The sequence below is a fragment of the Achromobacter sp. FW305-C-28 genome (assembly GCF_058783235.1).
The window spans coordinates 13312-36803 of the sequence record NZ_JBYSYL010000012.1 but is presented as its reverse complement, the minus strand read 5'-3'; the positions used below and the strand labels follow the sequence as shown (position 1 = coordinate 36803).

The following is a 23492-nucleotide window of genomic DNA, read 5'->3' as shown; positions in this document are numbered from 1 at the left end:
TTGAGTACTCGGCTTGACTGCGCAGCTCAGATACGCGGCGTCAATTCGATCAGGCAGGCATCCAGCATGCCCTCTGATTCGAGCCGGTATTCGACCAGCCGATCCTGTCCCTCGATATGCAGGCAGTCATACCGCGAAGGACCCGGCAATGCCTGGCCGTCGCACCACAGGCTCAAGTCCTGCCCGGCGTTCAGCAGCAGCACCGTGCGGGCCGCGCTATGGAACGTCCAGTGCCGTGCCGCGCCAATCCACTGCAAGCGCGCGTGATAGCGGGCCGGCGAATAGATCAGGTTGAAATCGCGGATGGGGCCGTTCACCAGCCGGCAGTCCACCGCCGCGTCGCCCGAAAACGCGTAGGCCTGGCGTGGACCCAGCGGCGCCTGCGCCTGGCCGTCCACCGTCAGCGCGATGCCCGCGCCTTCCAGCACGGTGATGATGCGCTGCAAGCCGCTGAACAACGAGAAGCCGCCGTCCTGCGCCACCTCGGCAATCGACAGCCGCCAGTCGAATGCCGCGCTGCTGCCACCCGGGTTGCACGCCACTTCCTGCGTGATGCCGCCGCCATTGCGCCACGGCATGCGGGGATAGTCCTGCGCCCGGTACAGGCGCGCATCGGGATGCTTCATTGAGAAAACTTTCCTTCAAGACGGTGACGCGAGCCGGGGTGGATCAGGCGGGCCAGCGTCACCACGCGCTCGCCCGACCAGGTGCGCCGACGGATCAGCAGACAGGGTTCGGCGCGGTCGATCTGCAGCAGCTGGCATTCGCGCGGCTTGGCGACGATGGCCTCGACCACGTGTTCGCCTTCGGTCAGCGGGGCGACGCGGGTCAGGTATTCATAGGGCGTGTGCTGCGTGAAATCCTGCTGCAGGTAGTCTGGCGCCAGCCGCACATTGACGTAACGGTCCTCCAGCTGTATCGGCACGTCGTCTTCGAAGTGCACGATGATGGAATGGAACACCGGCTGGCCTTCGCGGATATCCAGCGCCGAGGCCTGCTCGCCGCCCGCGGGCTCTTCGACCAGCCGCACCACGCGGCTATGGTGCCGGTGGCCCCGGGCCGTGATTTCATCCGCAATATTGTTGACGGCAAACAGCGCCGAACGCGTCTTGGGCTGCGCCACGAACGTGCCCACGCCTTGCATGCGCACCAGCAGGCCTTCGGCCGTCAGTTCGCGCAGCGCGCGGTTGACGGTCATGCGCGAGTAGCCCAGTTCCTGCACCAGTTCGCTTTCGGACGGCACTCGGTAATGCGCGGGCCAGGCGCCGCTGCGGATCTGTTGGGCGATCATCTGCTTGAGGTGCGCATAGAGCGGGGCCGGCGGGGCGGTGGCCTGGGCCGGCAGGCGGGGCGGGGAGGAAGCCACGGAAATGTCCTGTGTCGTGCCGTTGGTCGAAAGCGGATTATAGGGGGGTGCTAGACATGTACAGACAATGAAAGCTGGCCTGAAATCCCATCAACTGGACGCGGACGCTCCGGTTTCGTATACTCCCCCCCTGTATCGACCGGAGCCCGCCGTGCCCCATTCCCCCGCTGAAAAAAAGCGCGTCACCACGCGCCTGCGCCGTATCCAGGGCCAGGCGCTGGCGCTCGAGCGCGCCGTCAACGAAGGCACGGAATGCGGCGCACTGCTGCAGCAGCTGGCCGCCCTGCGCGGCGCGGCCACGGGCCTGATGGCCGAAGTGCTTGAAAGCCATCTCCGGGAAACCTTCCTGCAATCCGCCCAGGGCGGACGACCCGGCGCGACGCTCGAACCCGAAGCGGAAATCGATCAGGTCATGCGCATCGTCCGTTCCTATTTGAAATAACGCCACCCGACCTCGTGGAGCAAAGCTTATGAAATCACGCGCAGCAGTCGCATTCGGACCCGGCAAGCCGCTGGAAATCGTTGAAATCGACGTCGCGCCGCCCCAGCGCGGCGAGGTGCTGGTGCAGATCACCCACACCGGCGTCTGTCACACGGACGCGTTCACCCTCAGCGGTGACGACCCCGAAGGCCTGTTCCCCGCCGTGCTGGGCCACGAAGGCGCCGGCGTGGTGGTCGAAGTGGGCGAGGGCGTGACCTCGCTCAAGCCGGGCGACCACGTCATTCCGCTCTACACGGCCGAGTGCCGCGAGTGCAAGTTCTGCCTGTCGGGCAAGACCAACCTGTGCCAGAAGGTGCGCGCCACGCAGGGCAAGGGCGTGATGCCCGACGGCACCTCGCGTTTCAGCTACGACGGCAAGCCGCTGTACCACTACATGGGCTGCTCGACGTTCAGCGAATACACCGTGGTGAACGAAATCTCGCTGGCCAAGATCAACCCGGCCGCTCCGCACGAAAAGGTCTGCCTGCTGGGCTGCGGCGTCACGACCGGCCTGGGCGCGGTGCACAACACCGCCAAGGTCAAGGAAGGCGATACCGTTGCCGTGTTCGGCCTGGGCGGCATTGGCCTGGCAGTGATCCAGGGCGCGGTGCAGGCCAAGGCCGGCCGCATCATCGCCGTGGATACCAACCCGAACAAGTTCGTGCTGGCCAGCGCCATGGGCGCCACCGACTGCATCAACCCCAAGGACTACGACAAGCCCATCCAGGAAGTCATCGTCGAACTCACCGACGGCGGCGTGGACTTCTCGTTCGAGTGCATCGGCAATGTGCATGTGATGCGCGCCGCGCTGGAATGCTGCCACAAGGGCTGGGGCGAAAGCATCATCATCGGCGTGGCCGGCGCTGGCCAGGAGATCAGCACCCGCCCGTTCCAGCTGGTCACGGGCCGCGTGTGGCGCGGCTCGGCCTTCGGTGGCGTCAAGGGCCGCACGCAGCTTCCGGGCATGGTCGAAGACGCGATGAGCGGCAAGATCGACCTGGACCCGTTCGTGACGCACACGCTGCCGCTGGACCGCATCAACGAAGCGTTCGACCTGATGCACGAAGGCAAGTCGATCCGTACCGTGATCCACTACTGATCCCGCTTTACACGCGACGACAGGCCCGGCGCATTGCGTCGGGCCTTTTTATTCGTGTGACGCCGGCAAGACATCTGCCGCGCCGCATATGACAGCCTTGTCATTCATCTTCACGTAATCTTGGCCCGCGACCATGCGCCCTCGTAAAACAAGAGGGATGCACGCATGACTACGTGGAAGAGGACTGCCGGCGCGGCCGCACTGAGCCTGATAATGGCGCTGCTGGCCGGTTGCGGCGGCAGCGACGACGATGACGACATGCCGGCCATCCCGGCCCCCGCGCCCACGCCGGGCCCGGCGGCCAGCCGGCCCATGGAACTGACGATCCTGCATATCAACGATCATCACTCTAATCTGGACAGCAAGAAGAAAGACCTCAAGCTCAAGAATGCGGCGGGCTCCCGCGTGACCGTGAACACGGACGTGGGCGGCTTTCCACGAGTGACGGCGGCGTTCAAAGAGCTTGCGGCGAAATCGCCCAACGTGCTGAAACTGCACGCGGGCGACGCCACCACCGGCACGCTGTACTTCAACCGTGCGGGCGATCCCGGCGAAGCCGATGCCGCCCTGATGAACACGGTCTGCTTTGACGCCATGACGCTGGGCAACCACGAATTCGACAAAGGCGACAGCGGCCTGAAGCACTTCATCGAACTGCTGCATGCCGGCACCTGCCAGACTCCGGTGCTGAGCGCCAACGTGACGTTCGGCGCCAACTCGGCGCTGAATCCGTCGCGCGCGCCCGGCATGGTCAAGCCGTCCGTCACGCTGACTCGCGATGGCCAGCCGATCGGCCTGGTGGGCCTGACCATCGCCAACAAGACGCAGCAGTCCTCCAGCCCCGACCCCGGCACGCTGTTCTCGGACGAGACCGCCGCGGCGCAACAGCAGATCGACGCGCTGCGCACCCAGGGCGTGAACAAGATCGTGGTGATGAGCCACATCGGCTATGACTACGACAAGCAGATCATTCCCAAGCTGAGCGGCGTGGACGTGGTGGTGGGCGGCGATTCGCACACGCTGCTGGGACCCGCTGCGCTGTCGACCTACGGCGTCGGCTCGCCCGCGGGTGCCTACCCGACCGAACTGCGCAACAAGGACGGCAAGCGCGTCTGCCTGGTGCAGGCCTGGGAATACTCGCAGGTGGTGGGCGAGCTGAAGGTCAGCTTCGATGAAAACGGCGACGTGACGGCCTGCGCGGGCACCCCGCACGTGCTGGTGAGCGATGCGTTCACCATCAGCGGCGCGGCGCCCGCAGCGGCCGACAAGACCGCCATCCTGGCCGACGTGGCCGCCAGCGGCTTCCTGCGCGTGCAGGCGCCCGACGCCCAGGCGGCCTCGGTGCTGCAGCCCTTCAAGGCCAAGGTGGATGCGTTCAGCGCCAGCCTGGTGGCGTCGGTGCCGCAGGAACTGTGCTCGCGCCGCGTGCCGGGTGGCCCGGGTTCGCGCGACTACACGCGATCCAGCGTCGCCTGCAATACCTTGGGCAACGTCAACCTGCACGGCGGCGACATCCAGCAACTGGTGGCCCAGGCCTATCTGGAAGTGGCCAACGCCAGCTACGGCGGCGCCGACATCTCGCTGCAAAGCGGCGGCGGCGTGCGCGTGCCGCTGCTGGGCAACGTGACGGCGGCCAACGTGATCGAGGTCGTGCCGTTCGGCAACATGCTGTGGCGCCTGGACGTCACCGGCGCCGAGGTCAAGAGCATGCTGGAAGACGGCATGCAGGCGGTCTACGGCCCGGGCGGCTCCACCGGTCCGTACCCCTATGCCGGCGGCCTGCGCTGGGACGTGAACGCTGCGTTGGCCGAGGGTAGCCGGGTGTCTCGCATCGAGGTGTTCGACAACGCCAGCAGCAGCTGGCTGCCGCTGGACCTGGCCCGCACCTACAAGCTGTTCGTGCTGAGCTTCAACGCCACCGGCGGTGACGGCTACAAGACGCTGGCCAACGTGCCCGCGGCGCGGCGCCAGGACATCGGCGTGCTGGATGCCGACGTGCTGCAGGCCTACATCGACAAGCAGGCCAGGGACCCCGTATCCGGCCTGCCGGTGCTGAACCTGCTGCCGATCAGCCAGTACAGCACGCAGACGTACAGCGAGTAACCGTCAGACCGGCGCCCCGATCGGGGCGTCGGCTCGGCAAACTAGTCCAGGAACAACGCCCCGCCACACAAGGCCAGGCCAACGAACAGGCCGGTGGCGGCCAGCTTGTAGCGTGGCCGCGCCTCACGCAGGGCGCTTTCCACGTAGATGCGCTCGGTGCCGTCCACGAAGGCCTGCAACGAGAAATCCCGCACCGCTTTCTGACGTGCGGCGGCTCCCATCGTCGCCAGGGTTGCGCGCGCATCCAGGATGTCCAACAACGTCTGCGATACGCGATCCACCGCCCTGGCCGGCACGACCCAGCCATCGACGCCCGGCGTGATGTTCTCGGCCAGCCCGCCCGTGTCGCTGACGATGACGGGTTTGCCGGCCGCCATCATTTCACGGCAAGCGAATGAGATCGTCTCCAGCCGCGACGACAGCACGAATCCGACATCCATCGCCGCCAGCACGGGCCGCACATCACGCAGCAGGCCGGTAAACCGAACCGCATCCGCCATGCCCAGGGCCTGGACGCGTTGCCAATCGCCCGGCGGCGGCGGGCTGCCCGCGACCAGCACCACGATCTGTCGCCGCGCGGCCTCGGGCAACCTGGCCACCGCCTCGACCATGTCCAGCCAGTTCTTGTAGGGGGCCGTGCCGGCCTGGCTGCCGACCACCAGGCGGTCGTGCAATGCCTGGGGCAACCAGCGGGCGCGAGCCTCGCGGGCCGCTAGCAGGCTGGCCGGACGATAGTGAGCCGTATCCACGCCATTGCGCACCAAGCGCAGGTCGGCACGGCGAAACGCCGAATCGCCCATGTGCTCGAACGTGTGCCCGCTGACGCAGATGACACGGTCTGTCGCCAGGCGCGCCCGTACCCTCGCACCCAGGCTGCGCGGGTAGCGGCTGTTGTGCTGCGTATAGACGAAAAAGGGACGGTCGGCGCCCATGCCCAGCGCGGCCAGCATGCACAGGCGATGATCGGCCGAGCCGTTCACGTGAACCACGTCGAAGGCCTCGTCGCGCAATAGCATCCGCAACTGTCGCAGTGCGCGCCATTGCTGCGCGGGCCGCCCTCGGAAGGGCAACGCAATCGCGCGTACGCCGGGCAGGGCGGCTGCCTCATCCAGCAGACGGCTTCCCGCGGGGGCCGCCACCGAGATGCAGGCCTTCGGTCCCAGCGTGCGCGCCAGCGACACGACATACGTCGTATGGCCGCCGCCATCGCCCTGATGGAAGTTGGTGTACAGAATCTTCATCGATGCATCCGCCGGGCCAACGTGTGGTCACTGCGCATCGCGCAGCGCCTGGCAGAAGGCCGCCGCGAACTCGGGGCCGCCGCGCATGCGCAGGTACGTCGCGTAATGCTCGCGGTACCGCTCGCTGTAGACGTCCGGCAGGGGCCTTGCGCGCGACAGCTGCGACATGCCCGCCGCGCGCCAGACGGCGACGTCGGCGCGCACCGCCGCGCGTGGCATCTGGCCTTGCGCCAGCTGGGCCGATACCGCGTTGCGCACGGACTCGGGCAAGTTGCACTCACCGTCCGGCATCTGCGGCAGGCCAATGGCCGGCGCAGGCTGCGCGGCGTATACGGCCGGCAGGCCGGCCATCATGAAGGTGGCGCACGCCACCAGGATCGATCGCTTCATAGACGCTCCGTGGCAGGCCTGGAACAAGGCGGCCCGCTCGACAAGACCAGTCTATGGAGGGCGTCCCGACAGAACGCGGACAGGCAGATTAGTTTTCTGTAATGTCGTCGCCGGAAATCGTGAAACCGATCGTCGTAGCGCCGCCTTCGGACTGCGCAAACGGCTTGCCACCGTGCATGCGCGCAATGGCGGCCACGATGGCCAGACCCAGGCCGTGGTGGTTCGCATCGAAGGGCCGGGCCGCATCCATGCGATAGAAGCGGTAGAACAGGCGCGGCAGGTGTTCCTGGCCGATCGGATCGCCCTGGTTGCGCACGGCGATGCGGATGCCGTCGCTGCCACGCTCGATGCGCAACTCGATATGCGTGCCGGCGTGCGCATAGCGCACGGCGTTGGACAGCAGATTTGAAACCGCCCGCTGCAGCAATGACCGATCGACCCGCGCGGCCGCGTCGCCAGACACGCCCAGCGACAGGTCCGCGTCCAGCGCCTCGGCCTCATGGTAGGCCGCCACCTCGGCCACCACCTGGGCGAGGCTTTCGATGTGCGTGCCGCGCGCCTGCGCGCCGCGGTCGGCCTGCGACAGGAACAGCATGTCGTTGACGATACCGGACAGCCGTTGCAGTTCTTCCAGGTTGGACCCCAGGATTTCCCGCAACACGCTTTCCGGACGTTTTCCGCTGAGCGCCAGTTCGGTCTCGCCGATCAGCGTCGCCAGGGGCGTGCGCATCTCGTGCGCGACGTCGGCATTGAAGCCTTCCATCTGCACATAGGCGCGTTCCAGGCGCTGCAGCACCGCGTTGAACTGATGCACCAGCGGCCGGATCTCTTCGGCCTGGTGGCTTTCGTCCAGGCGCTCGCCGATACGATCGGGCGACAGCCGCGCGGCCTGCCGGCCCAGTTCATCCACGGGCGCCATGGCCCGGCGCACCAATAGCGTGCCGATCGCCGACACCACGATGGCCCCGGCCAGCGCGCAGGCAAACAGCGTCCAGGCCAGCGCCGCGCGCAGATGCAGGTCCGACGTGATGTCCAGCACCAGTTCGGCGTTCATCGAGCCGCGCGGCGAGCCGGGCACCGGCAGGGTGAAGCTGATGCGACGGTCATGCCCCGGGCCCGCATCACCATCGTCCGGCATGCCGTACGCGACCTTTTCGCCGTCCAGCTCCAGCACCAGGGAAAAATCCGGCTTGCCGTAGAAGAAGTCGTCCAGCTTGTGCCGCAGCGACGATGAATCGCCCTTGGCCGCGTTTTCCTCGACCAGGTGCTTGATCACTTCCATCTTCTGCGTCAGCAGCGCCTCCTGGCGGATCGACAGATTGACGTTGGTGGCCCAATAGACCACGGCGCAGATCACCGCCAGCGCCGCGAACGTCTGGATCGCCAGCCAGCGCGAGAGCCAGCGGCGCAACGACCGGGCGCGCGGCGCGGCCATCAGTCTTCCCGCACTTCCAGCACGTAGCCCATGCCGCGCACCGTGTGCAGGAGTTTTTTCTCGAAGGGATCGTCGACCTTGCCGCGCAAGCGCCGCACCGCCACCTCGACCACATTGGTATTGCTGTTGAAGTTAATGTCCCAGACCTGTTCGGCCAGTTCCAGGCGCGACAGCACTTCGCCCTGCTTGCGCATCAGCAGCGCCAGCAAAGTGAATTCCTTGGCGGTCAGGTCCAGCCGCGTGCCGGCGCGGTAGGCGCGGCGGCGCAGCAGGTCCAGTTCCAGGTCGCCGATGCGCAGCACGTTCTGGCCTCCGGCCTCGGCCACGTTGTGGCCGCTGCGGCGCCCCAGCGCCAGCACCCGCGCCAGCAGCTCGGACAACGCAAAGGGCTTGGCCAGGTAGTCGTCGGCGCCGTCGCGCAGGCCCTTGACGCGGTCTTCCAGCTTGTCGCGCGCGGTCAGCATCAGGACCGGCACGCGGTCGCTCTTGCGCAGTTCGTGCAGCACGGCAAAGCCGTCCATGCCCGGCAGCATCACATCCAGCAGGATCAGGTCGTACTGGCTTTCGCGGGCCAGATGCAGGCCGCCGACGCCGTCAATGGCCACGTCGACCACGTAGTTATGCTCGGTCAATGCCCGGCGCAGGTACTCGGCGAGTTTCTTCTCGTCTTCAATAACCAGTATTTTCATGAGGCCCCGGGATGAAAGAAGGGAACAACCGCAACACGCCGACGCCCTATTCTACGGTCGCGGCGCCGGCCCATGGCAAGCGCCGCCCTGGCGCGACGGCGCGGGACGGCGGCGGCAGAGCAACCCGCGAGCGCGCCGGCATCGACGCGCTCGCGGACGGCGGGGCCAGGCTTCAAGCCGGTCAGCCCGGCGTATAGATGGCCGCCAGGCGCTCGCGTTCAGCCGGCGTCATCGCTTCGACTTCGGCCAGCGCGTCGGCGCGGGTGCGCGCCGTGCCCTGCTTGGCCCAGCCCGGCTTGCCCAGGTTGCGGTAGGTAAAGAACCACTGCTTCGAGTCGGCCTTCGCCGTCGCCAGTTCATTGACGACCTGCGCGCGGGACTTGCCGCCGTCGGCATGGTCCAGCGCGGTGGTGTAGCCAATTTCGGTATTGGCCGTGTGCCAGGTGTTGTTGGCGCTGGCGAGAGCGGGAATGAGCATGGCGGCGCTGACGGACAGCGTGGCGACGATACGGTGCTTCATGAGGATCTCCTTGGTCCGGTGACTTGCCAGGGCGGCGAAAGGCGCCGCGCCTGCACGCTTTTTGTTAAGCGGTGAAGACACTTTACGGACCGGACCTCGTCAATTCGGCGACGCGCCGATTACGAATTCGTAATGCGCGAAAACCTTACCGAAATGTCATTTTTCTGTCGGGGATCTGACGAGGCCCGTTGGATAAAGTGCCCGCAACTGCCTGCCTCGGCCCGAGTCCGCGGCGCCATTTCCCTGGTAGACCTCATGCGCTTATCTTCCCTATCGCTCGTCGTGGCGGCCGTCTTTGCCGTTGCGCCGGCCTGGAGCCAACCCGACACCCGACCGCCTGCGCAGGGCCTGTCTGGCCTGTCGGCGCCGCAGCCCGCATCCGCCCCGCCGCGCCTGGCGGACGCATCCCGCACGCTGACGCTGGAACAGGCGCTGGCCAACGCGTACGAACGCAGCCCGCTGCTGTCCGCCGCGCGCAACGAAGCCGCGGCCAGTGAGGGGCAGGTCACCCAGGCCGGCGTCATTCCCAACCCCAGCATCGACATCGGCATCGACGACAACCGCCGTAGCACGCGCACCACCTCGACCATGCTGAGCATGCCGGTGGAACTGGGCGGCAAGCGCGCGGCGCGGGTACAGGCGGCCGGACTGGCGCGCGACATCGCCCAGCGCGACCTATCGTCGGCGCGCGCCGATCTACGTGCCGGCGTCATCGCCGCGTTCTTTGACGTGGCAGTGGCACAAGAGACCGTGCGAGTCTCGCAGGGCACGATCGAGATCGCGGAAAACGCACTGCGCCTGGCCGACCGCCGCGTGGCCGCCGGCAAGGCCCCGCCCCTGGAAAGCAGCAAGGCCCGCGTGCAGCTGGCCAGTTCGCGCATCGACGCGCGCGCCGCCGACGCCGCACTGGCCGCCGCCCGCCGCACGCTGGGGCAGCTGTGGGGCGCGCCGGAGCCCGATTTCAGCCAGGTCGGCGCCGACCTGCAGGCCTTGCCCCGGCGCGGCGCCATCGATGACCTGCGCGGTGCGCTGGCCGCCTCGCCGCGCATGCAGGCAGGCCGGCTGGCCGTGGACTTGGGGCGCGCGCAGCTGGAAGTCGAAAAGAGCAAGCGCTACCCCGACATCACGCTCAGCGCCGGCATGGCCCGCGACAACGAGCAGGGCCGCAACAAGGCGCAGTTCGGCGTGGCGATTCCGCTGCCGTTGTTCGACCGCAACCAGGGCAATGTCTATTCAGCCACGATGCAGTCGTACAAGGCGCAGGACCTGTACCGCGAACTGGAGTCGCGCATGACGGCCGAGCTGCTGCAAGCGGTCGCCCAATTCGACCTGGCCGCCGGCTCGGTCCGCGAGTACCGCGCCACGGTGCTGCCGGGCGCCGCCGAAGCCTATGACAGCGCCCGCAAGGGCTTTGAAGCCGGCAAGGTCAGCTTCCTGGAAGTGCTGGACGCGCAACGCACGCTTTCGCAAGGAAACATCGGCTACCTGACCGTGCTGGCCAGCGCCTACCAGGCCAGCGCGGACATCGACCGCATTCTCGGACGTTGAACTTCCCTATCCCATGACCCGACTCCACGCGCTTTCCCGCTTTTCCCGCCCGGCGCTGGCCGCCGCCCTGGCCGCCGCCTGCCTCTTGACCACCGCGCCCGGCCTGGCCCGCGCCGACGGCCCCGCCGGACACGGCCACGAAGCCACCGAACAGGGCGCACGCGGCGGTGCGCTGACCCGCGCCGATTCGAACAGCGTCGAACTGTTGCTGGCCGAAGCCGATGGCCGCTCGACACTGCGGCTCTGGGCCACGGCCGGCAAGCAGCCCGTCGCCGTCGCCGGCCTGACCGTCAAAGCCACGCTGACCCGGCCCAATGGGACGGTCCAGACGCTGGACTTCAGGCCCGACCAGGACGGCCTGGCCAGCGTCCAGTCCATCGACGAGCCGCACTTCTTCGAGATCGAGGCCGAGGTGTCCTGGCCCGGCCTGGCCCAACCCCTCACCGCGACGCTGGACCGTGACGAAGGCAAGATTGCCTTGAACGCCGAACAGACCAAGGTGGCAGGCATCCAGACCGAAACTGCCGCGCCCGCGCGACTGGAGACTTCGTCGCAGTTCCCAGGCGAAATCAAGTTCAACGCCGACCGGACCGCCCACGTGGTGCCGCGCCTGGCCGGCGTGGTGCAAGAGGTATCGGCGGACCTGGGCCAGCAGGTCAGGAAGGGCGAGCTGCTGGCGGCGCTGTCCAGCACCGCGCTGTCGGAACTGCGCAGCGAATGGCTGGCGGCCAGCAAGCGCCGCGACCTGGCCGCCGCGACCCACCAGCGCGAATTGAAGCTGTGGCGCGAGAAGGTGTCCGCCGAGCAGGACTACCAGCAGGCCCGCACCGCCTTGCAGGAAGCGCAGATCGCGGTGCAGAACGCCGAACAGAAGCTGGCCGCCATCGGCGCGCCGCCGCAGTCCAGGGACCTGAGCCGATTGGAGATACGCGCGCCGTTCGACGGCGTGGTGGTCGAAAAGCACATCGTGCTGGGCGAGGCGCTTCCTGACACGGCCAGCATTTTCACGCTGTCGGACCTGCGCACGGTGTGGGCCGAATTCGTGATTGCGCCCAAGGACCTGCAGGACGTGCGCGTGGGCGAGGCCGCCAGCGTGGCGTCCGCCGCGTTCACGGGGCGCGCGCTGGGCAAGGTGTCGTACATCGGCTCGCTGCTGGGCCAGCAAACCCGCACCGCCACGGCCCGCGTCACGCTGGACAACCCGGACATGGCCTGGCGGCCGGGGCTGTTCGTGTCGGTGAACGTGGTGGTCAGCAGCGCCGAAGCGCCGGTCGCCGTGGCGGCCGACGCCATCCAGACCGTCGAGAACGAGCCGGTGGTGTTCGTGCAGGTGCCCGGCGGCTACCTGGCGCAGCCCGTCAGGCTGGGCAAGACCTCCGGCGAAAAGGTCGAGGTGCTGGCGGGCCTGGCCCCCGGCGTGCGCTACGTCTCGCAAGGCGCCTTCGTGCTGAAGGCCGAGCTGGGCAAAGCCAGCGCCAGCCACGCGCACTGAGCCGGAGCACCCTCACATGTTCGAACGCCTCATCCGCTTCGCCATCGAGCAACGGTGGCTGGTTCTTTTCCTGACCCTGGGCGTGGCCGCCATCGGGGTCTACAACTATTCCCGGCTGGCCATCGACGCCGTGCCGGACATCACCAATGTGCAGGTGCAGATCAACGTCGGCGCGCCGGGCTATTCGCCGCTGGAAACCGAGCAGCGCATCACCTACCCCATCGAGACCGTCATGGCCGGGCTGCCGGGCCTGCAGCAGACGCGTTCGCTGTCGCGCTATGGCCTGTCGCAGGTGACGGTGATTTTCAAGGACGGCACCGACATCTACTTCGCGCGCCAACTGGTCAACCAGCGCCTGCAGGAAGCCAAGGAAAGCCTGCCCGAGGGCATCACGCCGACCATGGGGCCCATTTCCACGGGCCTGGGCGAAATCTACCTGTGGACGGTCGAGGCAGAACCCGGCGCCAGGAAGGAAGACGGGTCGCCCTACACCCCCACCGACCTGCGCGAGATCCAGGACTGGGTCATCAAGCCGCAACTGCGCAACATTCCCGGCGTGACCGAGATCAACTCGATCGGCGGCTTCGCCAAGGAATACCAGGTGGCGCCGAACACCGAACGGCTGGCGTCGTACGGGCTGTCGCTGACCGACATCATGACGGCGCTGAACCGCAACAATGCCAACGTCGGCGCGGGCTACATCGAACGCAAGGGCGAGCAATATCTGATCCGTGCGCCGGGTCAGGTGCGCTCGATCGACGACATCAAGGACGTGGTGCTGACCACCGTGGACGGCCAGGCCATCCGCATCCGCGACGTGGCGGATGTGGCCATCGGGCGCGAACTGCGCACCGGCGCGGCCACCGACAACGGCCAGGAAGTGGTGCTGGGCACAGTGTTCATGCTGATTGGCGAAAACAGCCGTTCCGTATCGCTGGCGGTGTCGTCCCGCATCGACGCCATCAACAAGACGCTGCCGCCCGGCGTGCAGGCCGTGACCGTCTACGACCGCAGCAACCTCATCGACAAGGCCATCGCCACGGTCAAGAAGAACCTGCTGGAAGGCGCCGCCCTGGTGGTCGTGATCCTGTTCCTTTTCCTGGGCAACATCCGTGCAGCGCTGATCACGGCGATGGTCATTCCGCTGTCCATGCTGTTCACCTTCACGGGCATGGTCACCTACAAGGTCAGCGCCAACCTGATGAGCCTGGGCGCGCTGGACTTCGGCATCATCGTCGACGGCGCGGTGGTGATCGTCGAGAACTGCGTGCGGCGCTTGAGCCATGCGCAAGAGCATCATCGCCGGCCCCTGACGCGCGGCGAGCGCTTCCACGAGGTCTTCGCCGCGGCGCGCGAAGCGCGCCGGCCGCTGCTGTTCGGCCAGTTGATCATCATGGTGGTGTACCTGCCGATCTTCGCGCTCAGCGGCGTGGAAGGGCGCATGTTCCATCCCATGGCATTGACCGTGGTGCTGGCGCTGCTGGGCGCGATGATCCTGTCGGTCACCTTCGTGCCCGCGGCGGTGGCGCTGTTCATCGGCAAGAAAGTCTCGGAAAAAGAAAACCGCCTGATGACCTGGGCCAAGCGCCGCTACCAACCCCTGCTGGACCTGGCGCTGCGCCGCACCCCGATCGTGCTGGCGGGCGCGGCCTTGTTCGTGGTGCTGTGCGGGGTGGTGGCCTCGCGCATGGGCAGCGAGTTCATTCCCAACCTGAACGAAGGCGACATCGCCATCCAGGCGCTGCGCATTCCCGGCACCAGCCTGTCGCAATCGCTCGAGATGCAAAAGCAGATCGAGACGCGGCTGAAGGCCAAGTTCCCCGAGATCGAGCGCGTGTTCGCCCGCACCGGCACCGCCGAGATCGCGTCCGACCCGATGCCGCCGAACATATCCGACGGCTACATCATGCTCAAGCCGAAGGACCAGTGGCCCGAGCCGCGCAAGACCTCGGCCCAGCTGCTGCAAGCCATCCAGGAGGAAGCGGCCCAGGTGCCCGGCAACAACTATGAGTTCTCGCAACCGATCCAGCTGCGCTTCAACGAGCTGATCTCAGGGGTGCGCAGCGATGTGGCGGTGAAGATCTTCGGCGATGACAACGACGTGCTGAACCAGTCCGCGGCCGAAGTCGCCGAAGTGCTGCAAGCCATACCCGGCGCGTCCGAAGTCAAGGTCGAACAGACCACCGGCCTGCCGGTGCTGACCGTGAACATCGACCGTGCCCGCGCCGCCCGTTACGGCCTCAGCCTGGCCGACGTGCAGGACACCCTCACCATCGCCATCGGCGGGCGCGAAGCCGGCACCTTCTTCCAGGGGGATCGCCGCTTCGACATCGTGGTACGCCTGCCGGAAGCCGTGCGGGAAAGCATCCCCGCGCTGCGCAAGCTGCCCATCGCCTTGCCCAAGACGGACGCGCAGGCCCAGACCTCGTACATCCCCTTGTCCGAAGTCGCCACCTTCGACCTGGCACCGGGGCCAAACCAGATCTCGCGCGAAGACGGCAAGCGCCGCATCGTGGTCAGCGCGAATGTGCGTGGCCGCGACCTGGGTTCGTTCGTGGCCGACGCCGAAGCGGCGCTGGCCGAGAAGATCAAGGTGCCGTCCGGCTACTGGACCGCGTGGGGCGGCACGTTCGAACAATTGCAATCCGCCGCGCAGCGCCTGCAGATCGTGGTGCCTGCTGCACTGCTGCTGGTGTTTGGCCTGCTGTTCGCCATGTTCGGCAACATCAAGGACGGCCTGATCGTCTTCACCGGCATTCCATTCGCATTGACGGGCGGTGTGCTGTCGCTGTGGCTGCGCGGCATACCCCTGTCCATCACCGCCGCGGTCGGCTTCATCGCGCTATGCGGCGTGGCCGTGCTGAACGGTCTGGTGATGCTGTCGTTCATCAGCGGCCTGCGTGACGAAGGCAAGCCGCTGGACCAGGCCGTGCGCATCGGCGCGCTGACGCGCCTGCGCCCCGTGCTGATGACCGCGCTGGTGGCATCGCTGGGCTTCGTGCCCATGGCGATCGCCACGGGCACCGGCGCCGAGGTGCAGCGCCCGCTGGCCACCGTGGTGATCGGCGGCATCATCTCCTCGACCATCCTGACCCTGCTGGTGCTGCCCGCGCTGTACCGGCTGGTGCACCGCAAGGACGCCGACGAACTTGAATTGGCCGCGGCGCAGGCGCGGCGATCCTCTGAACCCGCCGTGCCGACGACCGGCCCGACATCCCTGTAGTCGACCTCGGAAGACTTCACACCATGCGTCCCTATCCTGACATCCCGACCCTGCCGCGCACCCAGCCGCGCCCGGTACAGGTATCCATCATCATTCCTTTCCTGAACGAGCGCGAAGTGCTGCCCCTCTGCCATGCCCGGCTGCGGCAGGTGCTGGACACGCTGGGCGAATCCTGGGAAATCGTGTTCGTCGACGACGGCAGCCGCGACGGCAGCGCGGAATACCTGACCAGCCTGATGGCATTCGAGCCAGGCTTGAAGCTGGTGCGGCTGAGCCGCAATTTCGGCAAGGAAGCCGCCATGACTGCCGGCATCCGCCATGCTTCGGGTGCAGCGGTCATCCTGCTCGATGCCGACCTGCAGGACCCGCCCGAGCTGATCCCCGAGATGGTACGGGCCTGGCGCGAAGGCGCCGACGTGGTGGGCATGCGGCGGCGCAGCCGGGCTGGCGAAAGCTGGGCCAAGCGAGCATCCGCCTATGCCTACTACCGCTTGCTGAGCCGATTGAGCCGCGCGGAGATTCCGCCGGACACGGGCGATTTCCGCCTGATGAGCCGGCGCGCGGTGGACGCGCTGCTGCAACTGCCCGAACGCTGCCGCTACATGAAGGGGCTGTACGCATGGATCGGCATGCCGACCCGCTTCATCGACTACGACCGGGCCCCGCGCGCCGCCGGCACCACCAAGTGGAACTACTTCGCGCTGTTTCGACTGGCGATGGAAGGCATCACCTCGTTTTCCACCGCGCCGCTGCGCTGGGCAACCGCGGCCGGCGTCATAGCGGCCCTGCTGGGCGCCCTGTTCGGTATCTCCATCATCGGCAAAACCCTGCTCTTCGGCGCCGAGGTCGACGGCTACCCGTCATTGATGGCCATGATCACGTTCCTGAGCGGCATCCAGCTGATCACCATCGGGCTGTTGGGCGAGTATGTGGGCAAGACCTACATGGAAACCAAGCAACGCCCGGTCTATCTGGTGCGCGATGTGCAGCACAGCGCCGTCGCGGCCATGCCGCTGGCCGATACCGCCAAGGGTCCGCATGCGGTTAACTTCTAAAGGCCTGCTGCTGGGCCTTGTGGCCATCCTGGCCGCACGTCTGTTCGCGATGGCGCTGATGCCCTTCGCGGACACGTCCGAGCCGCGTTATGCCGAGATCGCGCGCGTGATGGCCGTGTCGGGCGACTGGATCACGCCCTGGTTCGAGCCCGGCGTGCCGTTCTGGGGCAAGCCGCCGCTGGCCTTCTGGGCACAGGCGCTGTCTATCCGGCTATTCGGCCTGTCCGAATTCGCGGTCCGCCTGCCGTCCTGGTTGGCGATGCTGGGCGTGCTGGCGCTGGTGCATGCCTGCGGCCGGCGGCTGCATGGCGAACAAGCCGCGCGCTGGGCCACGCTGGTATTCGCCACCATGCTGCTGCCGTTCGCCAGCGCGGGCGCGGTGCTGACCGATCCTTTCCTGGCGCTGGGCATGACGCTGTCGATGGTGTCGTTCGTGCTCGCGCCCACCGAGCCGCGGCCCCTGTGGCGCTACGGCTTTTTCGTCGGCCTGGCCATCGGCCTGCTGGCCAAGGGGCCGTTGACGCTGGTGCTGGTGGCCGGCGCCATCGTTCCCTGGATGCTTTGGCACCGCAATGCGCGCGCCTGCCTGCGGGCGCTGCCCTGGGCCGGCGGCACCGCGTTGATGCTGACGCTGACGCTGCCGTGGTACATCGCCGCGGAAATCAAGACGCCGGGCTTCTTCCAGTACTTCATCGTCGGCGAACACCTGCTGCGCTTCATCGACCCCGGCTGGGAAGGCGACCGCTATGGCTCGGCTCACCAGCGCCCCTACGGCAGCATCTGGCTGGACTGGCTGTTGGCGACCCTGCCGTGGGGCGTGGCGTGGCTGGGCATGGCGCTATGGCCGCGCAAGCATGCGCCGTTGCGCCAGCGCATGGCGGCGGCGGGGCGCGATCCCGCCCAGACCTACCTCGTGGCCTGGGCGCTGGCCACGCCGGCCTTCTTCACGCTGTCGGGCAACATCCTGTGGACGTACGTGCTGCCGGCGCTGCCGCCCGTCGCGCTGGCCACGGGCCTGCTGGCCAGCCGCTGGCAGGGCGTGCGCCCGCAGCGCCTGGCGGCCACGGCGATGCTGCTCACGCCCGCCGCCGCGCTGGCGCTGGGCGTGCTGGCCTGGGCCGAACCCACCCGCTACAAGACGGAAAAGCAGCTGGTCCAGCAAGCCGATGCCATGCGCGGCGACGATCCGTTCTATTTCGTCGGCAGCCGGCCCTTTTCCGCCCGCTATTACTCGCGCGGCGCCGTCGGGCTGGTCGAATTCCCGGCGCTGGATGGCGTGCTGCCCAAGGCGGGAGACACGGTCTATCTGGCGGTCGCCAAGAATCGCGCCAACGAATTGCTGGCCTCGTGGCCGGGCGTGGTCACGCCCTTGTATGTCAGCCGGCGCTATGCCTTGCTGAAGGTCGAAGGCGCGCCGCGCTGACGGCCCCGCCCACCGCGTGATATACCTGTGCCGCGTGCGCAACGCCTGCCTGCCGGGCCTCGCGCGCGCCGCACACCAGGAGAGCCCCGCATGTCCACCACCGCCACCTTGAACGCCGCCGCCGCGGCGCCCCGCCGCATGACCGCCCCGGCCTTTCGCGCACGCAAGCGCGCCGAGCCCCTGGTCATGCTCACCGCCTACACCGCGCGCATGGCCGAGCTGCTGGATCCGCACTGCGACGCGCTGCTGGTGGGCGACAGCCTGGCGCAGACCCTCTACGGCCTGCCTTCCACCGTGCCCGTCACGCTGGACATGATGATCGCGCATGGCGCGGCCGTGGTGCGCGGCTCTCGCCAGGCGCTGGTCGTGGTCGACATGCCGTTCGGCAGCTACGAAGAAAGCGCCGAACAGGCCTTTCGGTCGGCCGCCCGCGTCATGAAGGAAACCGGCGCCGGCGCCATCAAGCTCGAAGGCGGCCAGGCCATGGCGCCGACCATCGCGTACCTGTCGGCGCGCGGCATTCCCGTCATGGCGCACATCGGGCTGACGCCGCAGGCCGTCAACATCCTGGGCGGCTACGGCGCACGCGGGCGCGGCGAAGCCGAATACGCCCGCATCGCCGCCGATGCCACGGCGGTGGCCGACGCCGGCGCGTTCTCGGTCGTGATCGAAGGCGTGGTCGAATCGCTGGCGCAGGCCATCACCACGGCCATTGCGTGCCCCACCATCGGCATCGGTGCATCGGTCGACTGCGACGGCCAGGTGCTGGTCGTGGACGACATGCTGGGCATGTTCGAGCGCACCGCACGCTTCGTCAAACGCTACGACAGCCTTGCCGACCGCATCCAGGCCGCCGCGCGCAGCTACGCCGACGACGTGCGCGCCCGCCGCTTCCCGCAAGCCGAACACCTGTATTGATACGCCGATGGGGCCGGATCCGGCCCCGTTCACGTTGGTGGCTGGAGTTTGTGGCTAGAATCAGGGCATTGCCTTGCCCAGCGTAGCCGCCCATGACTCCCCCCCGCCACGATTCTCCCCAATTGCAGGACGCCATCGCGGATGCGATCAGCACCGCCACGCGCGGCGCGGGCCGCGTCAACATCCTGGTGGCCGGCAAGACGGGCGTGGGCAAGAGCACGCTGATCAATGCCGTCTTTCGCGGCGACCTGGCCAAAACCGGGGCAGGCAAGCCCGTCACGCAGACGACCCAGGAATTCTCGCGGCCCGGCCATCCACTCACCATCATCGACACCCGCGGCCTGGAAGTGGGCGACTACGCGCGGTCGCGCCAGCAACTGGCGGACCTGATCCGCGAACGCTCGATGGCCGAAGACCAGGACCGCCACCTGCACGTGGCCTGGCTCTGCATCCAGGACAGCAGCCACCGCGTCGAAGACGCCGAAATCGAACTGTGCGCGCTACTGGCCGATGCCGGCATCCCCGTCATCACCGTGCTCACCAAGGCCCGCAAGAACAGCCCGTTTCTGCAAGAAGCCGAAAAGCTCCTGCCGCGCGCCCGGCAGATCGTGGCGGTGCGCGCACTGTCCGAGCGCATCGAGGAACTGGATGCGGACTTGCCGCCGATGGGCCTGGACGCACTCATCGAGGCGACTGCGCAGTACATCCCCGAGTCGCAGCAGCGGGCCTACGCCAACGCCCTGTCGACCCGCAACAAGAAGGCCCTGGAAGTAAAAAAAAAGCGGGCTGAGATAGAAGTGAACGTCGCGGCCGGCCTGGCCGCGTCCGCCGCCGCCGCGCCTATTCCTTTCTCGGATGCCGTGGCGCTGGTGCCGATCCAGGTGGGCATGATCGCCAAGATCGGCATCACCTTCGGCATGGAACTGAACACCGCCGCCATCAGCACCCTGGTCACGTCGACGCTGGGCGCTTCTGCCGCCACGCTGGTGGGGCGTTCCGTGGTGTCCGGTCTGCTCAAGTTCATCCCCGGCGCGGGCAGCGCGGTGGGCGGCACCATCGCCGCCACCACGGCCGGCGCCATCACCAAGCTGCTGGGCAACGCCTATATCGCGGTGTTGTACGACTTCTGCCAGAAGCATCCGGGGCAGGACATCGACATCGCCATGATCACGCAGGCCCTGAAGCAGCGCGTGAAACTCTGACGGCGCCAGCAGGCCCGTTCTGCAATGATTCGACTCAATGCGCCAAGATTGGCAAGGAACGGCCTTTTCTCGCGGCGCCGGTAAATAATCGCGGCGACGCGACGTAAACGTATTGCCGCGAATCCTGCCATACCCCGCTCATACCAATGATCATCGACAACTCCGACGTCATGTACCGGCACCTCGTGCAAGGTGTCATCGACTACGCCATCTACCTGCTCAACCCCGACGGCACCGTCGCCAACTGGAATGCCGGGGCCGAGCGCGCCAAGGGCTACACGCGGGACGAGATCGTGGGCAAGCACTTCTCGTGCTTCTACAGCGCGGCCGACCAGGCCGCCGGCGTGCCGGGCAGGGGGCTGGAAATCGCCCGCAGCCAGGGCCGTTTCGAAGCCGAGGGCTGGCGCATGCGCAAGGATGGCACGCCGTTCTGGGCGCACGTGGTGATCGACGCCATCCACGACGACGCCGGCGCCCTGATGGGGTTCGCCAAGATCACCCGCGACTGCACCGAACGCCGCGAACGCGAATTGCAGCTGCTGCGCGCCAAGGACCTGGCCGAGCGCTACAACACCGAGCTGACCTCGCTGTCGAGCTTCCTGGAGGCCGTGGTATCGCACATCCCTTCGTGCGTGCTGGTGCTGGACGCCGTCTCGCGCCGCATCCTGCTGGCCAACCGCCAGGCTGAAACGGTGTTCGGCGGCACGCGCGAGCACATGCAAGGCAAGACGGTAGAGGAATGCCTGCCGCCCGCCGTGCACGAGTTCTTCCAACGCCTGACCAACGACGCGCTGCGTTCGGACGGCGCGCTGCGCGAAGCCGGCCAGGAAGAACTGGTCACCGGGCGCGGCCCGCGCACGCTGCGCAGCAAGACGCTGGTGTTTCACAGCAGCGACCCGCGATCGCGCTACGTGCTGCTGATCGCCGACGACATCACCGACGAAAACGCCGCCCATGCCCAGGTGCGCTACATGGCGCACCACGACACGCTGACCGGCATCCCCAACCGGCGCCTGTTCCGCGAACAGCTGCTCAAGGCGTTGAACCCCGACAGCCGCGACCGCACCGCTGCCGTGCTGTGCCTGGACCTGGACAACTTCAAGAGCGTCAACGACACGCTGGGCCACCAGTACGGCGACGAACTGCTGCGCCAGCTGGCCCGCCGCCTGGCCAAGAACCTGCGAGAACAGGACACGCTGGCCCGCCTGGGCGGCGATGAATTCGCCGTGGTGCTGCCCGGCATCGAGAAAACCGACGACCTGCGCCAGATGGCACAGCGCCTGATCGACGCAGTACGCGAGCCGTTCCAGGTAGACGGGCATACGGTGCCGGTCAGCGTCAGCATCGGCATTGCCACGGCCAGCGCGCAAGAGTGCGGCGCCGACCACCTGCTGCGCTATGCCGACATGGCGCTGTACGAAGCCAAGCGCAACGGCCGCAACTGCCTGGCGTTCTTCAAGCCTGAAATGGAGGCCGCCGCGCTCAAGCGCCACGAAATGGAAATGGACCTGCGCCAGGCCATCCTGTCACATCAGTTGCACCTGCACTACCAGCCCATCAAGGACATCAGCCACGTGCGCACGGTGGGGCGCGAGGCGCTGATGCGTTGGCATCACCCGGTCAAGGGCCTGATCATGCCCAACGACTTCATCCCCATTGCCGAGGAAACCGGGCTGATCCACGAACTGGGCGCCTTCACGCTGCACGAAGCCTGCCGCGAAGCGATGACCTGGGACGCGCACGAGACCGTGGCGGTGAACCTGTCGGCCACCCAGTTCACCAACAACGCGCTGGTCTCGCTGGTGGAATCGGCCCTGGCCACTTCGGGCCTGGCCGCCCATCGGCTGGAACTGGAAATCACCGAATCGGTGCTGCTGGCCAACTCCGAGACCAACCTGAACACCCTGAACCGGCTCAAGCAATTGGGCGTGAAGGTGGCGCTGGACGATTTCGGCACGGGCTACTCATCGCTGGGCTATCTGCGCAGCTTCGAGTTCGACAAGATCAAGATCGACAAGTCGTTCACCCAGGACGTCGAATCCAGCAAAGAGGCGCTGGCGATCATCCGCGCCATCAATGGCATCGGCCGCAGCCTGGATATCCCCACCACGGCTGAAGGCGTGGAAACCGAGGCCCAGCTGGAACGCCTGACGCAGGAGGGGTGCTCGCACTTCCAGGGCTACCTGCTGGGCCGGCCGGTATCGCACGAGGCGCCCGAAGCGCCCCCCGCGACTTAGTCCCTGAGCACCGCCTGGCTGGCCCGGGCCGCGGCCTGCGCGGCAGCCTGGCGGCCACGCACGAGTTCGAACAGGTTCTTCGGATCGGCCAGGCGCGGCGCCACTTCGACGCGTGCGCCGATGCCGTGCTTGACCGCGCTGTCGCGCAGCCAGCGCAGCGCCGAGAAGTCTTCCAGCGCGAAGCCCACCGAATCGAACACCGTGATTTCCTGCGCGTCGCGGCGGCCGGCGCTTTGGCCAGTCAGCACGCGCCACAGTTCCGTTACGGCGAAGTCCGCCGGCATTTGCTGCAGATCGCCTTCGATGCGGGTCTGCGGCTCGTATTCGACGAATACCGAGCCGGCGCGCAGCACGTCCGCATGCAGTTCGGTCTTGCCGGGGCAGTCGCCGCCCACGGCGTTGATGTGCATGCCCGGCTCGACCATGTCGGCCGTCAGGATGGTGGCATAGGCCTTGTCGGCCGTCACGGTGGTGACGATGTCCACGCCCTTGACCGCGGCGGCGGTGCTGTCGAAACGTCGCAGGCACAGGCCTGTCACCCCCGCCAGATTGCGTTCCAGCTTGTCGGTCGCGGCCGGGTCCACGTCGTACAGGTGCAGCGTGTCGATGCCCAGGATGTGGTGGAATGCCAGCGCCTGGAATTCGCTTTGCGCGCCGTTGCCGATCAGCGCCATGGTGCGCGAACCGGGGCGCGCCAGGGCGCGGGCGGCCAAAGCCGATGTGGCTGCGGTGCGCAGCGCGGTGGTCAGCGTCAGTTCGCTGATGAGCAGCGGTTCGCCGGTATGGACCTGCGCCAATGCGCCAAACGCCATCACGGTGCTCAGGCCCGTCAGCGGATTGCCCGGGTGGCCGTTGACATACTTGAAGCTGTACAGATCGCTGTCGGCGGTGGGCATCAATTCGATCACGCCGGTGTCGGAATGGCTGGCCACGCGGGCGCTTTTGTCGAACTCCTGCCAGCGCAGGTAATCGGCCAGCAGATAATCCAGCAAGTCTTCGAAGACCTTGCGCGGGCCCTGTGCGGCCACGATCTTCGCGACGTCGGTGGTGGTGAGCAATGTCGTCATTAT

General features: G+C 67.2%; 19 protein-coding genes. 11 read left to right on the top strand and 8 right to left on the bottom strand.

Annotated features, from left to right (window positions below; translation table 11 throughout):
* Nucleotides 1-26 precede the first annotated feature (26 nt).
* Both AC3WMR_RS24725 and hutC read right to left on the bottom strand, forming a co-directional pair.
* On the bottom strand, nucleotides 27-626 hold the full coding sequence (locus tag AC3WMR_RS24725; protein ID WP_492265949.1) for a HutD/Ves family protein: 600 nt from the start codon (nucleotides 624-626) through the stop codon (nucleotides 27-29).
* Entirely contained in the window at nucleotides 623-1366 is a 744-nt protein-coding gene (gene hutC / locus AC3WMR_RS24720; protein WP_492265950.1) for a histidine utilization transcriptional repressor HutC, read from the bottom strand. Before hutC ends, AC3WMR_RS24725 begins: the two co-directional genes overlap by 4 nt.
* A gap of 151 nt (nucleotides 1367-1517) precedes the next feature.
* Between hutC and AC3WMR_RS24715 the strand changes: the two genes are divergently transcribed.
* From AC3WMR_RS24715 to AC3WMR_RS24705, 3 genes are all read left to right on the top strand, one after another.
* Nucleotides 1518-1808 carry a metal/formaldehyde-sensitive transcriptional repressor gene (locus AC3WMR_RS24715; protein ID WP_025139862.1) on the top strand — a complete coding sequence of 97 codons (291 nt, stop codon included), beginning with the start codon at nucleotides 1518-1520 and terminating at the stop codon, nucleotides 1806-1808.
* A 28-nt stretch (nucleotides 1809-1836) separates the two neighbouring features.
* Nucleotides 1837-2946 (top strand): S-(hydroxymethyl)glutathione dehydrogenase/class III alcohol dehydrogenase, encoded by a 1110-nt coding sequence (locus AC3WMR_RS24710; protein WP_006392429.1) that lies wholly within the window; start codon nucleotides 1837-1839, stop codon nucleotides 2944-2946.
* A gap of 165 nt (nucleotides 2947-3111) precedes the next feature.
* The gene (locus AC3WMR_RS24705) at nucleotides 3112-5049 is read left to right on the top strand and encodes a bifunctional metallophosphatase/5'-nucleotidase (RefSeq protein ID WP_492265951.1); all 1938 of its coding nucleotides are present in this window, start codon (nucleotides 3112-3114) and stop codon (nucleotides 5047-5049) included.
* 41 nt (nucleotides 5050-5090) lie between these two features.
* On the opposite strand, the gene AC3WMR_RS24700 is transcribed toward AC3WMR_RS24705, so the two are convergent.
* From AC3WMR_RS24700 to AC3WMR_RS24680, 5 genes are all read right to left on the bottom strand, one after another.
* Nucleotides 5091-6290 carry a glycosyltransferase family 4 protein gene (locus tag AC3WMR_RS24700; RefSeq protein WP_492265952.1) on the bottom strand — a complete coding sequence of 400 codons (1200 nt, stop codon included), beginning with the start codon at nucleotides 6288-6290 and terminating at the stop codon, nucleotides 5091-5093.
* Between the two features lie 27 nt (nucleotides 6291-6317).
* Nucleotides 6318-6680 carry a hypothetical protein gene (locus AC3WMR_RS24695; protein WP_492265953.1) on the bottom strand — a complete coding sequence of 121 codons (363 nt, stop codon included), beginning with the start codon at nucleotides 6678-6680 and terminating at the stop codon, nucleotides 6318-6320.
* Nucleotides 6681-6768: 88 nt separating this feature from the next.
* On the bottom strand, nucleotides 6769-8115 hold the full coding sequence (locus tag AC3WMR_RS24690; RefSeq protein WP_492265954.1) for a heavy metal sensor histidine kinase: 1347 nt from the start codon (nucleotides 8113-8115) through the stop codon (nucleotides 6769-6771).
* Nucleotides 8115-8804: a heavy metal response regulator transcription factor gene (locus AC3WMR_RS24685; RefSeq protein ID WP_492265955.1), complete on the bottom strand. Its 690-nt coding sequence runs from the start codon at nucleotides 8802-8804 to the stop codon at nucleotides 8115-8117. The genes AC3WMR_RS24690 and AC3WMR_RS24685 overlap by 1 nt, the downstream gene beginning before the upstream one ends.
* A 181-nt stretch (nucleotides 8805-8985) precedes the next feature.
* The gene (locus AC3WMR_RS24680) at nucleotides 8986-9324 is read right to left on the bottom strand and encodes a DUF4148 domain-containing protein (protein WP_492265956.1); all 339 of its coding nucleotides are present in this window, start codon (nucleotides 9322-9324) and stop codon (nucleotides 8986-8988) included.
* A 255-nt stretch (nucleotides 9325-9579) separates the two neighbouring features.
* Between AC3WMR_RS24680 and AC3WMR_RS24675 the strand changes: the two genes are divergently transcribed.
* The 8 genes from AC3WMR_RS24675 to AC3WMR_RS24640 all read left to right on the top strand — a co-directional run bounded on the left by AC3WMR_RS24675 (nucleotide 9580) and on the right by AC3WMR_RS24640 (nucleotide 22422).
* Nucleotides 9580-10872, top strand: coding sequence for a TolC family protein (locus AC3WMR_RS24675; protein WP_492265957.1), 1293 nt, complete (start codon nucleotides 9580-9582; stop codon nucleotides 10870-10872).
* A 13-nt stretch (nucleotides 10873-10885) separates the two neighbouring features.
* Nucleotides 10886-12364: an efflux RND transporter periplasmic adaptor subunit gene (locus tag AC3WMR_RS24670; RefSeq protein ID WP_492265958.1), complete on the top strand. Its 1479-nt coding sequence runs from the start codon at nucleotides 10886-10888 to the stop codon at nucleotides 12362-12364.
* A gap of 16 nt (nucleotides 12365-12380) precedes the next feature.
* The gene (locus AC3WMR_RS24665) at nucleotides 12381-15587 is read left to right on the top strand and encodes a CusA/CzcA family heavy metal efflux RND transporter (protein WP_492265959.1); all 3207 of its coding nucleotides are present in this window, start codon (nucleotides 12381-12383) and stop codon (nucleotides 15585-15587) included.
* A gap of 23 nt (nucleotides 15588-15610) precedes the next feature.
* Nucleotides 15611-16642, top strand: coding sequence for a glycosyltransferase family 2 protein (locus AC3WMR_RS24660; protein ID WP_492265960.1), 1032 nt, complete (start codon nucleotides 15611-15613; stop codon nucleotides 16640-16642).
* Nucleotides 16626-18065 (top strand): ArnT family glycosyltransferase, encoded by a 1440-nt coding sequence (locus AC3WMR_RS24655; protein ID WP_492265961.1) that lies wholly within the window; start codon nucleotides 16626-16628, stop codon nucleotides 18063-18065. The genes AC3WMR_RS24660 and AC3WMR_RS24655 overlap by 17 nt, the downstream gene beginning before the upstream one ends.
* A gap of 90 nt (nucleotides 18066-18155) precedes the next feature.
* Nucleotides 18156-18983, top strand: coding sequence for a 3-methyl-2-oxobutanoate hydroxymethyltransferase (panB, locus tag AC3WMR_RS24650; protein WP_492265962.1), 828 nt, complete (start codon nucleotides 18156-18158; stop codon nucleotides 18981-18983).
* Between the two features lie 92 nt (nucleotides 18984-19075).
* Nucleotides 19076-20185: a YcjF family protein gene (locus AC3WMR_RS24645; RefSeq protein ID WP_492265963.1), complete on the top strand. Its 1110-nt coding sequence runs from the start codon at nucleotides 19076-19078 to the stop codon at nucleotides 20183-20185.
* A gap of 146 nt (nucleotides 20186-20331) precedes the next feature.
* Nucleotides 20332-22422: a sensor domain-containing protein gene (locus tag AC3WMR_RS24640; protein ID WP_492265964.1), complete on the top strand. Its 2091-nt coding sequence runs from the start codon at nucleotides 20332-20334 to the stop codon at nucleotides 22420-22422.
* Here the strand turns inward: AC3WMR_RS24640 and ocd are convergent.
* Nucleotides 22419-23489, bottom strand: coding sequence for an ornithine cyclodeaminase (gene ocd, locus AC3WMR_RS24635; protein WP_492265965.1), 1071 nt, complete (start codon nucleotides 23487-23489; stop codon nucleotides 22419-22421). The genes AC3WMR_RS24640 and ocd overlap by 4 nt on opposite strands.
* Nucleotides 23490-23492 lie beyond the last annotated feature (3 nt).